Source organism: Micromonospora sp. ATCC 39149, assembly GCF_000158815.1.
In the GTDB taxonomy this organism is placed as follows: domain Bacteria; phylum Actinomycetota; class Actinomycetes; order Mycobacteriales; family Micromonosporaceae; genus Micromonospora.
Genome location: NZ_GG657738.1, coordinates 1,925,393 through 1,938,816, shown reverse-complemented (window position 1 = coordinate 1,938,816; position 13,424 = coordinate 1,925,393). Strand labels below are relative to the sequence as shown.

The following is a 13,424-nucleotide window of genomic DNA, read 5'->3' as shown; positions in this document are numbered from 1 at the left end:
GCCGGCTGGGGGCGGGGAGTCGTCGCCGCGCCGTCGGTATGCGCCAGGCGTAGCCTGGGGCTCGCGCGAAGAATGTCGTATCGCCGGTGGAGGGTGGACCGCATGGTCAGCGTCTGGGAAAGTCTCACCGTGGACGCGCGGGACCCGGCCCGGCTCGCCCGTTGGTGGGCCGAGGCGCTGGGCTACCAGGTGGTGACCGAGCAGCCGGGCGCGGTGGAGATCCGGCAGTCCGCCGACCGCCTCCCGGGCATCGTCTTCGTGCCGCTCTCCGGCGACAAGCAGGGCAAGAGCCGGCTGCGCCTCGACCTGCGCCCGGCCGACCAGGAGGCCGAGGTCGAGCGGCTGGTCGACATGGGCGCCCGGCACGTCGACGTCGGCCAGGGCGAGGTCGACTGGACGGTGTTGGCCGACCCCGAGGGCAACGAGTTCCGCGTGCTCAGACAGCGCGGATAGGCCGCTGTGCGGGTGAGCGACCAGCACCGGGGTGGCCCCGGCGACGCGGTCCGGGCCGACGCGGTCCGGGCCGACGACGGCGCGGTCCACCACGCCGCCGCGCGTTGGGTCGACGAGCCGGCCAAGGACACCGGCGCGGGCCGCTCGCCGTACGAGCGGGACCGGGCGCGGGTGCTGCACTCGGCCGCGTTCCGCCGGCTCGCCGTGAAGACCCAGGTCCACACCGCCGGCACCGACGACTTCCTGCGTACCCGGCTGACCCACTCGCTGGAGGTGGCGCAGATCGCCCGGGAGATGGGGGCCCGGCTGGGCTGCGAACCCGACGTGGTGGACACCGCCGGGCTGGCCCACGACCTCGGCCACCCGCCGTTCGGGCACAACGGCGAGGCGGCGCTGGACGCGTTGGCCGCGACTTGCGGGGGCTTCGAGGGGAACGCGCAGACGCTGCGGGTGCTCACCCGGCTGGAGGCCAAGGTGCTCGGCCCCGACGGCGGCTCCGCCGGGCTCAACCTGACCCGGGCGTCGCTCGACGCGACCACCAAGTACCCGTGGCCGCGCCGCCGGGCGGGCGGCAAGTTCGGGGTGTACGCCGACGACCGGCCGGTCTTCGACTGGCTGCGCGCCGGCGCCCCGCCGGAGGGGCAGCGCTGCCTGGAGGCCCAGGTGATGGACTGGGCCGACGACGTGGCGTACTCGGTGCACGACGTCGAGGACGGCGTCCACGGCGGGTACGTCTGCCTGAGCCCGCTGCTGGCCGATTCCGACGAGCGGGCCGCGCTCTGCGCCGACGTGGCCGCCGCCTACTCCGGGGAGTCCCCGGCCGACCTGGGCGCGGTGCTCGTCGAGCTGCTCGCCGACCCGGTGCTCGCCCCCCTCGCCGGCTACGACGGCAGTCACCGGGCCCAGGCCGCGCTGAAGGCGACCACCAGCGTGCTCACCGGCCGGTTCGTCTCGACCGTGGTGGCCGCCACCCGCGAGCGCTGCGGGCCCGGCCCGCTGCGGCGGTACGCGGCCGACCTGGTGGTGCCGCGCCGGGTCCGGGCCGAGTGCGCGCTGCTGAAGGGGATGGCGCTGCGCTACGTGATGCGCCGTCCGGGCGCCCGTTGCCGCTACGAGCGGCAGCGGCAGATCCTCGCCGAGCTGGTCTCCGCACTGACCCGGAGGGCCCCCGACGCGCTGGACCCGGTCTTCGCCCCGCTGTGGCGGGCCGCGCCGGACGACGCCGCCCGGCTGCGCGTGGTGATCGACCAGGTCGCCTCGCTCACCGACCCGGCTGCGGTGACCTGGCACGAGCGGCTGCTCGCCGAGTGAAACGCCCGCGGACCCGGCCGCTGGCGGCCGGAGGAACTTAGGTTAGCCTAAGACAATGACGGAGCGCCCGAAGAAGGTCACCTCCGCCCGGGTCCTGCGGACCTGGCGGCCCACCCCGCACGTGGTCCGGCTGCTGCTCGGCGGGGAGGAGCTGGCCGGCCTGCCGGTGGGCGAGTACACCGACCACTACGTGAAGCTGGTCTTTCCGCCGGACGGGGTGACCTACCCGGAGCCGGTCGACCTCGCGGCGATCCGCCGGGACCTGCCCCCCACGCAGTGGCCTCGGCTGCGGGCGTACACGGTGCGGGCCTGGGACGCGGCGGCCGGCGAGCTGACCATCGACGTGGTGCACCACGGCGACGAGGGGGTGGCCGGCCCGTGGGCGGCCCGGCTGCGCCCCGGTGACCCGGTGCGGTTCGTCGGCCCCGGCGGGGCGTACGCGCCGAGCCCGGACGCCGACTGGCACCTGCTGGTGGGCGACGAGAGCGCGCTGCCGGCGATCGCCGCCGCCCTGGAGCGGCTCCCGGCCGGTGCCCCGGCGCGGGTCTTCCTGGAGGTGGCCGACGCCGCCGAGGAGCAACCGCTGCCCAGCCCGGGCGCGGTCGAACTGACCTGGCTGCACCGGGGTGACCGGCCGGTCGGCGAGGCGCTGGTGGCGGCGGTGTCGGCGCTGGACTTCCCGCCCGGCGAGGTGCACGCCTTCGTGCACGGCGAGGCGACCTTCGTCCGCGAGTTGCGCCGGCTGCTGCGCGTCGAGCGGGGCGTGCCCCGGGAGCAGCTGTCGATCTCCGGCTACTGGCGGCGCGGCATGGACGACGAGGGCTGGCGCTCCACGAAGCCCGACTGGAACCGGCTGGTGGAGGCGGACGAGGCCACCGCGCCCGTCTGAGGTGCCGCCCGCCCCGCCGTCCCCCCGACGCCGCGCGGGTCACCCCGGCAGGGCAGGATGTAGGGCCGAGGGGGTGGCGAATGGCTGGGCGGATCCGGGACGAGGACATCGCGCTGGTCCGGGAGCGCACCTCGATCGCCGAGGTCATCTCGGACACGGTGACGCTGCGGTCGGCGGGCGGTGGCAACCTCAAGGGGCTGTGCCCCTTCCACGACGAGAAAAGCCCCTCGTTCAACGTCTCGCCCGCCCGCAACGTCTGGTACTGCTTCGGCTGCGGGGCCGGCGGCGACGCGATCAAGTTCCTGATGGACGCCGAGCACCTCAGTTTCGTCGAGTCCGTCGAACGGCTGGCCGCCCGCGCCGGCATCCAACTGCGCTACGTCGAGAACGATCAGGCCACCCCGCGCGCCGCCCGCCCCCAACAGGGCCAACGGCAGCGCCTGGTGGCCGCGCACGCCGCCGCCGTCGAGTTCTACCAGGCCCAGCTCACCACGGCCGGCGCCCGCCCGGCCCGGGAGTTCCTCGCCAAGCGCGGCTTCGACCGGGCCGCCGCCCAGCGCTACGGCTGCGGCTTCGCCCCGGACGCCTGGGACCTGCTCACCAAGCATCTGCGCCAGCAGGGCTTCACCCACGACGAACTGGTCACGGCCGGGCTGTCCCGGCCGTCGCGCTCCGGCACCCTGATCGACCGGTTCCGCCGCCGGCTGATGTGGCCGATCCGGGACATCACCGGCGACCCGATCGGCTTCGGCGCCCGCCGGCTGTTCGACGACGACGACGGCCCGAAGTACCTGAACACCCCAGAGACGCCGATCTACAAGAAGTCGCACGTCCTCTACGGCATCGACCAGGCCAAGCGGGAGATCGCCAAGCAGGGCAAGGTGGTGGTCGTCGAGGGCTACACCGACGTGATGGCCTGCCATCTGGCCGATGTCCCGACGGCGGTGGCGACCTGCGGCACGGCTTTCGGCGCGGACCACATCTCGGTGCTGCGCCGGCTGCTGCTGGACACCGACGACGTGGCCGGCGAGATCATCTTCACCTTCGACGGCGACGCCGCCGGGCAGAAGGCGGCGCTGCGCGCGTTCGACGACGACCAGCGCTTCGTCGGGCGTACCTTCATCGCGGTCAGTCCCGACAACATGGACCCGTGCGACCTGCGGCTGGCAAAGGGTGACCTGGCCGTGCGCGACCTGGTCGCGCGCCGCGAGCCGCTTGTCGACTTCGCGCTGCGCCACGTGATCAACCGGTACGACCTGGACACCGTCGACGGCCGGGTGGAGGCGATGCGCCGGGCCGCCCCGATCGTCGCGAAGATCAAGGACCGGGAGAAGCGCCCCGAGTACGTCCGCAAGCTCGCCGGTGACCTCGGCATGGAGATCGAGCCGGTGCAGCGGGCCGTACTCGCCGCCGCCTCCGGTCAGCCCGCCGGGGGCACGGCATCCGCACCGGCCCGCGCCGCCCGGCCCGCGCCCGGCGCCGACAGCCCGATGTCGCTGGTCGAGCGGGAGGCGCTGAAGCTCGCCCTCCAGGAACCGGTGCTGGCCGGGCCGATGTTCGACGCGGTCGACGCGGCGGCGTACCGCCACCCGGTGCACGTGGCCGTGCGAGAGGCGATCGCGGCGGCCGGTGGGGCCGCCGCCGCCACGCAGGGCGCGGTCTGGGTCGAGGCGGTTCGCGACGCCTGCGCCGACCTCGCCGCCCAGGCGCTGGTGGGCGAGCTGGCCGTGGAGCCGCTGCGCATCGACGGCGAACCGGACCCCCGGTACGTCTCGGTGACCATCGCCCGGTTGCAGTGGGGCTCGGTGACCGGCCGGGTCAGGGACCTGAAGTCCAAGATCCAGCGGATCAACCCGGTGAGCAACAAGGACGAGTACTTCGCGCTGTTCGGGGAGCTGCTGTCGCTGGAGCAGCACGCGCGGGCGCTACGCGAACAGGCTGCGGGAGGGCTGTGATGGGGCTGTTCAGCCGCAAGCCCAAGCTGCCCCCGGCGGCCCGTCCGCCGCTGGCCGACGGCGAGCGGGTGCTGGCCTGGGCCGCCGTCGGCGACGGCGCGGGCGGCGGCGTGCTGGTCGCCAGCAACCTCGGGCTCTGGCTGCCGGGGCGGGACGCCCGGCTGGGCTGGCACGACGTGCTCAAGGCCGTCTGGTCCGGGCGGGAGCTGACCGTCACCCCGGCCGAGCGGGTCGCCGAGCGCACCGGGTACTTCGTCGTGGCCGACGGCCCGGCCGAGACGTACCTGCTGCTCGAACCGGGTGACCTGCCCCACCAGGTGCGGGCGCGGGTGACCCGCTCGGTGGCGTACACCGAGCATCACCCGGTGCCCGGCGGCGCCGGCCGGATCGCCGCCCGCCGAGTGCCCGGGGTGGACGGTCTGACCTGGACGGTCCGCTACGACCCGGGTACCCCCGCCGACGACGAGCCGGTGCTCGCCGAGACCGACGGCCTGGTTGCCGCCGCCCGCGCCGCCACCGCCCCCGCGGACCTCTGACCGCCCGGCTCCCGGGCGTCGGGGCACCCGGGCGAGGCCGCGCCTTCCGGGCGAACGCGGCGAACGCGGCGAACTTTACTAGATCAGCTTTATGCTTTTGTTTGAATGGACGAAAGCTGCGGTCGGATTGGTTGAAGCTCTGGACAGCGGCCACGGAACGCTCCTACTGTGTCGGACACAACACGTCGCGGTTTCGTCGATGTGACTGACTTCGATGTGGAGGTGAAGTGCCGGTGCGAACGGTGGAGCCCCTGCACCTGCGGCTGTTGCGGTCGCTCCGCGACGAGGGGGCGGTGTCCCGGGCGGAACTGGGAGACCGGCTGCAGATGCCGCGTCCCCGGTTGCTCGCCGAGCTGGAGCGGCTGGTGGGGCTCGGCTACGTCGCCGAGGCCGGCCTCGCGGCGTCACGGGGCGGACGCCGATCGACCCTGGTCGAGCTGAACCCCCAGCTACGGTTCGCGGCGGTCGACCTCGGGGCCAGCTCGATCGACGTCGAGGTGGTCGACGGCCGGCTGGAGCCAATCGCCGCGTACACGGAGTCGGCCGACATCCGCAACGGTCCGAAGGTGACTCTCCAGCGGGTCAACGAGCTGCTGCACAAGGCCCGCGTCGACGGGGCGTACGAGCGGCTGCACGCCGTGGGCATCGGGGTGCCGGGGCCGGTCAGCTTCCGCGACGGCGTGCCGGTCTCGCCGCCGATCATGCCGGGCTGGGACCGGTTTCCCGTCCGCGAGCTGCTGACCCGCGAGCACGGCTGCCCGGCGGTGGTCGACAACGACGTCAACATCATGGCGATCGGCGAGCGGCACGGCGGGGTCGCCCACTCGGTGGACGACTTCCTGTTCGTCAAGATCGGCACCGGAATTGGCTGCGGGATCTACCTCAGCGGCGAGGTCTACCGGGGTACCGACGGCTGCGCCGGGGACATCGGCCACATCCAGCTCGACTCGCACGGCCCGACGTGCTCCTGCGGCAACGTCGGCTGCCTGGAGGCGCTGTTCAGCGGGGCCGCCCTGGCCCGCGACGCGAACGCCGCCGCGCGCAACGGGTCCTCCCCGGCGCTGGCCGAGCGACTGTCCATCCGGGGCGCGGTCACCGCTCTCGACGTCGCCGAGAGCGCCGTCGAGGGGGACGTGGCCTGCATCCAGCTCATCCGCGACGGCGGCCGGCGGGTCGGCAGCGTCCTGGCCGGCCTGGTCAGCTTCGCCAACCCGTCGATGATCGTGATCGGTGGCGGGCTGGCCCAGCTCGGCCACATCCTGCTCGCCGAGATCCGCAGTGTGGTGTACCGCCGGTCGCTGCCGCTGGCCACCGGCAATCTGCCGGTCGTCCTGTCCGAGTTGGGCGCGCGTGCCGGGGTGGCCGGCGCGGCCGTGCTCGCCAGCGACGTGGCGTTCGGGGAGGCGTCATGAGCCAGGACGACAGCGTGGCCCCGCTGGTCGAGGCCCCCGCCGACACCGTCGCGGGCGAGGTGGTGCTGCGGCTGACCGACGTGGTGAAGACCTTCCCCGGCGTACGGGCGTTGGACGGGGTGCAGCTCGAGGTGCGGGCCGGCGAGGTGCACTGCCTGCTCGGCCAGAACGGTGCCGGCAAGTCCACCTTGATCAAGGTCCTCGCCGGGGTGCACCGGCCCGACTCGGGCCAGGTGCAGTGGCGGGGCCAGCCAGTCGAGTTCGCCAACCCGCAGGCCGCCATGCGCGCCGGCATCGCCACCATCTACCAGGAACTCGACCTGGTCGACGACCTCTCGGTCGCCGAGAACGCGTTCCTCGGCCACGAGCCGCGGCGGGCCGGCTTCGTCCGCCGCGGCCACATGGCCCGCCGGACCCGGGAGATCCTGCGCCGGCTCGGCCACGGCGAGATCCCGCCGGGGCGGATGGTGCGGGCGCTGCCAGCGGCCGGCAAGCAGATCGTCAGCATGGCCCGGGCGCTGTCCCACGAGGCCCGACTGATCATCATGGACGAGCCGAGCGCGGTGCTGGCCCACGACGAGGTGGGCAACCTGTTTCGGATCATCCGTGAGCTGACCGCGCAGGGCATCGCCGTCATCTACATCTCCCACCGGATGGAGGAGATCCGCGAGATCGGCGACCGGGTGACCGTACTCAAGGACGGCCGGACCACGGCGGCGAACCTGCCGGCGCGCGACACCCCGACCGGCGACCTGGTCGCGAGGATGACGGGCCGGACCATCGAGTACGTCTTCCCGGACCGCCCGGCCGACACCGGCGTCGGCGCGGAACTGCTCCAGGTCGACGGGCTGACCCGGGCCGGCGAGTTCGCCGAGGTGTCGCTGCGCGTGCGGGCCGGCGAGATCGTCGGGATCGCGGGGCTGGTCGGCTCCGGCCGCTCCGAGCTGTTGGAGACCATCTACGGCGCCCGCCGCGCAGACGCCGGCAGGGTCCGGATGGCCGGGCGCGCGCTGCGTCCGGGCAGCGTCGGCGCGGCGGTACGGGCCGGCATGGGGATGGCCCCCGAGGAGCGCAAGAGCCAGGCGCTGCTGCTCGGCGAACCGATCTTCCGCAACGTCACCCTGGCCACGTTCGGGCGGTTCGCCCGCCTCGGCTTCACCGACGCCGGGCGGGAACGGGCCGAGGCGGACCGCGTCGCCGAGTCCCTGGAGCTGCGTCCCCGCGACGTGCGCCGGCCGGTGCGCACTCTCTCCGGCGGCAACCAACAGAAGGTGGTGGTCGGGCGCTGGCTGCTCGGCGACACGAAGCTGCTGCTGCTCGACGAGCCCACCCGGGGCGTGGACGTCGGTGCACGCGCCGAGCTGTACCAGGTGATCCGGGGGCTGGCCGCGCAGGGCGTCGGGGTGTTGCTGGTCTCCAGCGAGGTGCCCGAGGTGCTCGGCCTGGCCGACCGGGTGCTGGTGATGCGCGAGGGTCGGATGGTGCGCGAGGCGCCCGCCGGCGAACTGGACGAGAACACGGTGCTCGACCTCGTCATGGCGGGGTCGCTGATGGAAGGCGCACCAGCATGACCGATACCACCCCCACCGCCACACCCGACCGGCCGGCGGAGCTGCCGGCCCAGTCCCCACCCGTGGATCCCGCCGCGACGGCGGCGGTCGGCAAGACCCCGGGCCACGGGGCCGGGGCAGCCGGCCGGCTCTCCTGGTGGCGCGGCGGCAGCGGCGAGGGCGCCCGGCGCAACCTCGGCCTGATCGGCGTCCTCGTGGTGCTGGTCGTGATCGGCATGGCCACCCGCCCCGACCTGTACGGCAATTCGAGCTGGGTGTGGGACAACATGCTCACCATCCTCAAGCTCGCGTCCGTCGTCGGCGTGGTCACCGTCGGCATGACGTTCGTGATCATCGGTGGAGGGATCGACCTGTCGGTCGGCGCGATCGTGGCGCTGGCCGGGGTCTGGGCCACCACGCTGGCGACCCAGAGCTACGGCACGGGCGGCATGATCTTCACGGCGCTCACCGTCGGGGTGGGGGTCGGCCTGGTCAACGGCCTGCTCGTCTCGTACGGGAAGCTGGTGCCGTTCATCGCCACCCTGGCCATGATGGTGGCCGCCCGGGGCCTGGCGGCGGAGATCTCCGACAAGCAGACCCAGGTGTCGAGCAACGGCACGATCAACGGGATCGCCAGCACCAGCCTGCTCGGCATCCCCCTGCTGGTCTACATCCTCGCCGCCGTGGTGGTCGCCGGCTGGGTACTGCTGAACCGGACGACGTTCGGCCGGCGCACCGTCGCCGTCGGCGGCAACCCGGAGGCGGCCCGGCTCGCCGGCATCAACGTCCGGCGGCACACCGTGCTGCTCTACGCGTTGTCCGGCCTCTGCTGCGGCATCGCCGCGATCATGCTGACCGCGCAGGCCAACTCCGCCCAGGCGGCGATGGCGAACCTCTACGAGCTGGACGCGATCGCCGCCGCGATCATCGGCGGCACGCTGCTCAGCGGCGGGCGGGGGACGATCATCGGTTCCCTGCTCGGCGTAATCATCTTCTCCACCATCACCAACCTCTTCGCCATCAACGGCCTCTCCACCGAGGCCCAGAACATGGTCAAGGGCGGGATCATCGTGGCCGCCGTCCTGATCCAGCAGTTCCAGTTCCGCAGCTTCACCCAGTTCCTCGGCCGGAACCGCCTTACCACCACCTGATCCACCCGGGCATCACCCGAGGCACCTGACGACCCGGGGCACCCCACCCGCACCACCACCCGAGGCACCACACCGATCACCACCCCGGCAACCGTCGTACCGACGGTGGCTCGGCCCGCCACACCGTTCTTCCGCCAACCACCCTCTCCAGGAGGTCGTCATGACCCAGCACAGTCGGGACCTGTCCCGTCGGCGGCTGCTGCTCGGCGGGGCCGCGCTCGGCGCCGGCGCGCTGCTCACCGCTTGCACCAGCAACGAGGCGGCGCCCACCGCCGCGCAGACCAAGGCGGCCGACACCGCCGCCAGCGGCAACAGCGCCCCCGGCAAGCAGGTGAACATCGGCTTCTCCGCCCCGGCCGCCGACCATGGCTGGATCGCCGCCATCACCAACAACGCCAAGGCGCAGGCCGGCGCGTACTCCGACGTGAAGTTCACGTCGGTCGAGGCCGGCGCGGACGCGGCGGCCCAGCGGGCCGCGCTGTCCACCCTGATCGCCCAGAAGCCGGACGTCATCGTGCTGCTGCCGCACGACGGCAAGGAGCTCAACGCCTTCGGCCTGGAGGCGATGAAGGCCGGCATCCCCGTGGTCAACCTGGACCGGGCCTTCCCGGACGCCCGGGCCTACCGGCTCCAGATCAAGGGCGACAACTACGGCATGGGGGTGGCCGCGGCCACCTTCATCGCCGAGCAGCTCAAGGCCAAGGGGGTCAGCACCCCGGTCATCGGCGAGATCGCGGGTATGGACGAGTTGGAGCTGACCCAGGAGCGCTCGAAGGGCTTCGCCGACACCCTCGCCTCGTACGGCCTGAAGGTGGCCAATCGCCGGGCGGCCCGGTTCACGGCGGACTCCGGCCAGCAGGAGGCTACCGGGCTGCTCCAGGCCCTGCCGAAAATCGACGCCGTCTGGAACCACGACGACGACCAGGGCATCGGGGTGCTCGCCGCCGTCAACCAGGCCAACCGCAAGGAATTCTTCATGGTCGGCGGCGCAGGCTCGAAGAAGGCGATGGAGGACATCCAGGCCGACAACACGGTCCTGAAGGCCACCGTCACCTACAGCCCGTCGATGGCCTCCTCCGCGATCTCGCTCGCCCGGCTCATCGGCCAGGGCAAGGGCATGTCCGACCTGGTGGAGCTCCAGGTGCCCAAGGAGATTGTGCTGGCTTCCGAGACGATCACCAAGGAGAACGCGAGCGACTACCTCAAGCTCGGGTTCTGATACACGGGGGGAGACCCACCTTGTCCACTCACCACAGTCAACTGCGGGTCGGGATGGTCGGCTACGCGTTCATGGGCGCCGCGCACTCACAGGCGTGGCGCACCGTGAACCGGGTGTACGACCTGCCGTCGCGGGTCCGGATGGCGCTGGTCTGCGGCCGGGACACCGCAAAGGTGGCCGACGCCGCCGACCGGCTCGGCTGGGACGCGTACACCACGGACTGGCGGAGTCTCGTCGAGTCCGACGAGATCGACGTGGTCGACATCTGCACACCCGGGGACAGTCACGCCGAGATCGCGCTGGCCGCGCTGGCCGCCGGCAAGCACGTGCTCTGCGAGAAGCCGTTGGCCAACACGGTGGCCGAGGCCCGCGAGATGGCCGCCGCGGCGGCCGCAGCGCGGGCCTCGGGGACACGGTCCATGTGCGGCTTCACCTACCGCCGGGTTCCGGCGGTCACCCTGATGCGTCGGATGGTCGCCGAGGGAAGGCTCGGCACCATCCGGCACGTTCGGGCGGCGTATCTCCAGGACTGGATCGTCGACCCGCAGTTCCCGCTGGTCTGGCGGTTGCAGAAGGACAAGGCGGGCTCCGGCGCGCTGGGTGACATCGGTGCGCACATCATCGACTTGACCCAGTACGTCACGGGGCAGCGGGTCGCCGGCGTCAGCGCGATCACCGAGACCTTCGTCAAGCAGCGTCCGCTGCCGGCGGAGTACAGCGGCCTGGCCGCGCAGGCAGCCGACAACGGCCCGGCCGACGGGCAGGGCCCGGCGACGGGGCCGGTCACCGTGGACGACGCGGCGGTCTTCGTGGCCCGGCTCGACGGCGGGGCGCTGGCCACGTACGAGGCGAGCCGGTTCGCCACCGGGCGCAAGAACGCGCTGCGGGTGGAGATCAACGGCTCGCTGGGCACCCTGGCCTTCGACTTGGAGCGGATGAACGAGCTGGAGTTCTACGACGCCACGCGACCCGCCGCCGAGCAGGGCTTCACCCGAATCCTGGTGACCGAGGCCGAGCACCCGTACATGTCGGCGTGGTGGCCGCCGGGCCACATCATCGGCTACGAGCACAGCTTCACCCACCAGGCGCGCGACTTCGTCGAGGCGATCGCCACCGGCACCGATCCGGCCCCATCGTTCTCCGAAGGGTTGCAGGTCCAGCTCGTCCTAGACGCGGTGACACGCTCGGCGGAGCTGGTTCCTCGTGGACCGCCGAGGAGCCGACGTCTGAAGCGGTTTCCGCCTGACCGAACGGCGGTGCCGGACAGCGCACCGGCACCGCCCGCCAGATGCTTTTCCGGACCGGCCGGCGAGGGACCCGCCGCGGTTGCGCCCCGCGGCGGGGACGAGGTCGGCTCCGGAGGGCGTGCGGCGGCGGGCATTCGCCCGGCGCGCACGACAGCACGACGGCGCCTCCGGCGCGGCCGGACCGGGATTCCCCGGCCGCGCCGGAGGGCCGGGCACCACGCACCACGGATGCGGGGGAGACAGGGACGGGACGCCGACCGGCCCTGCCTGCCAGCCCCGTCCGCCCCACCCGATCCGGCGAACCCGACCGGCACCGTCGTCGCCGCCTTCGGCGCCGGGCGTGGGGACCCGGAACGGGCGGCCGGGCGGGGCCCGCCGCATCGATGCTCATCTATAGTTGGACCCTGGCGGAAGGAGCACCATGCGTACAGGTGTCTGGCTGGTGGGGGCGCGCGGCTCGGTCGCGACCACCAGCGTCGTCGGGGCGCTCGCCCTGCGGGCCGGGCTCACGGGCCCGACCGGCTGTGTCACCGAGCTACCCGAGCTGCGTGGCCCGGCGTGGCCCTCCTTCGCCGACCTGGTGTTCGGCGGCCACGACGTGGCCACCACCCCACTGGCCAAACGCGCCGAGGCCCTGGCCGACGCCGGGGTGGTACCCGCCCGGCTGGTCGCCGCCCTCGGCGAGGAGCTGGCCGCCGTGGACGACGACGTGCGCCCCGCCCCGGCCGGCGGAACCCAGGCCGACCGGGCCGCCGCCGCCGTCGCCGACCTCGCCGCGTTCGCCGAGCGGCACCGGCTGGACCGGGTGGTGGTGGTCAACGTCTCCGCCACCGAACCGGCCGCCCGCCCGCACCCCGGCCACGCCGACCCCGACGCGTTGGCCGCCGCGCTCGCCGCCGGCGAGGAGGCGCTGCCGCCCAGCTCGCTGTACGCGTACGCGGCGTTCACCGCCGGCTGCCCGTACGTGGACTTCACCCCGTCGACCGGGGCCCGGCTGCCCGCTCTCGCGGCGCTGGCCGCCCGGCACGCCCTGCCGTACGCCGGGCACGACGGCAAGACCGGGGAGACGCTGCTCAAGTCCGTGCTCGCCCCGATGTTCGCGATGCGGCACCTCGCGGTGCGTTCCTGGTCCGGCACCAACCTGCTCGGCGGCGGCGACGGCGCCACCCTGGCCGAGCCGGACGCCAACGCCGCCAAGGTCGCCAGCAAGCAGCGGGTCCTCGGCGAGATCCTCGGATACGTCCCGCAGGGCGACACCCGCATCGACTACGTCGAGGAACTGGGCGACTTCAAGACCGCCTGGGACCTGGTCACCTTCGCCGGCTTCCTCGGCACCGCCATGCGGATGGAGTTCACCTGGCACGGCTGCGACTCGGCGCTGGCCGCCCCGCTCGTGCTCGACCTGGCCCGGATCACCGCCGCCGCGCACGCCGCCGGCCGGCACGGGCCCCTGGTCGACCTCGCGTTCTTCTTCAAGGACCCGCTCGACCCCGCCAAGCCGAGTGCCGCCCGCCCCGCGCCCGACGCGGGTGTCGCCGCCGGCCGCGCCCCCAGCCACGCGCTGGGCGAGCAGTGGGCCCGGCTGACGGCGTTCGCCGCGACCCTGCACGCCGAGGCAGGCCCGTCGCTGGCCGGCGGTGCCGGATGAGCAGCCTCGCCGACCTGGCCGAGCTGGTACGCGCCCCGGCCGGGCTCTCCGTG

10 protein-coding genes and 1 pseudogene are annotated in these 13,424 nt (G+C 73.5%); all 11 read left to right on the top strand.

Going from position 1 to position 13,424, the window contains the following annotated elements; all coding sequences use genetic code 11:
* Positions 1 to 102 precede the first annotated feature (102 nt).
* The 11 genes and pseudogenes from MCAG_RS07905 to MCAG_RS07850 all read left to right on the top strand — a co-directional run bounded on the left by MCAG_RS07905 (position 103) and on the right by MCAG_RS07850 (position 13,371).
* A complete protein-coding gene (locus MCAG_RS07905; RefSeq protein WP_036376633.1) occupies positions 103 to 453 on the top strand; it encodes a VOC family protein in 351 nt (116 codons plus the stop codon).
* Between the two features lie 12 nt (positions 454 to 465).
* A complete protein-coding gene (locus MCAG_RS07900; RefSeq protein WP_007072436.1) occupies positions 466 to 1,764 on the top strand; it encodes a deoxyguanosinetriphosphate triphosphohydrolase in 1,299 nt (432 codons plus the stop codon).
* 55 nt (positions 1,765 to 1,819) lie between these two features.
* Positions 1,820 to 2,653 carry a siderophore-interacting protein gene (locus MCAG_RS07895; RefSeq protein WP_007072435.1) on the top strand — a complete coding sequence of 278 codons (834 nt, stop codon included), beginning with the start codon at positions 1,820 to 1,822 and terminating at the stop codon, positions 2,651 to 2,653.
* Positions 2,654 to 2,733: 80 nt separating this feature from the next.
* A complete protein-coding gene (gene dnaG / locus MCAG_RS07890; protein WP_036372801.1) occupies positions 2,734 to 4,608 on the top strand; it encodes a DNA primase in 1,875 nt (624 codons plus the stop codon).
* Positions 4,608 to 5,144, top strand: coding sequence for a hypothetical protein (locus MCAG_RS07885; protein WP_007072433.1), 537 nt, complete (start codon positions 4,608 to 4,610; stop codon positions 5,142 to 5,144). The genes dnaG and MCAG_RS07885 overlap by 1 nt, the downstream gene beginning before the upstream one ends.
* Positions 5,145 to 5,377: 233 nt before the next feature.
* Positions 5,378 to 6,556, top strand: coding sequence for an ROK family protein (locus tag MCAG_RS07880; RefSeq protein WP_036376630.1), 1,179 nt, complete (start codon positions 5,378 to 5,380; stop codon positions 6,554 to 6,556).
* On the top strand, positions 6,553 to 8,127 hold the full coding sequence (locus MCAG_RS07875; RefSeq protein WP_036372798.1) for a sugar ABC transporter ATP-binding protein: 1,575 nt from the start codon (positions 6,553 to 6,555) through the stop codon (positions 8,125 to 8,127). Before MCAG_RS07880 ends, MCAG_RS07875 begins: the two co-directional genes overlap by 4 nt.
* On the top strand, positions 8,124 to 9,257 hold the full coding sequence (locus tag MCAG_RS07870) for an ABC transporter permease (RefSeq protein ID WP_007072430.1): 1,134 nt from the start codon (positions 8,124 to 8,126) through the stop codon (positions 9,255 to 9,257). Before MCAG_RS07875 ends, MCAG_RS07870 begins: the two co-directional genes overlap by 4 nt.
* Before the next feature lie 160 nt (positions 9,258 to 9,417).
* Positions 9,418 to 10,476 carry a substrate-binding domain-containing protein gene (locus tag MCAG_RS07865; protein ID WP_007072429.1) on the top strand — a complete coding sequence of 353 codons (1,059 nt, stop codon included), beginning with the start codon at positions 9,418 to 9,420 and terminating at the stop codon, positions 10,474 to 10,476.
* 53 nt (positions 10,477 to 10,529) lie between these two features.
* Positions 10,530 to 11,722: pseudogene (locus tag MCAG_RS30555) on the top strand (Gfo/Idh/MocA family protein).
* Between the two features lie 422 nt (positions 11,723 to 12,144).
* A complete protein-coding gene (locus MCAG_RS07850; RefSeq protein WP_036372791.1) occupies positions 12,145 to 13,371 on the top strand; it encodes an inositol-3-phosphate synthase in 1,227 nt (408 codons plus the stop codon).
* Positions 13,372 to 13,424: the final 53 nt, after the last annotated feature.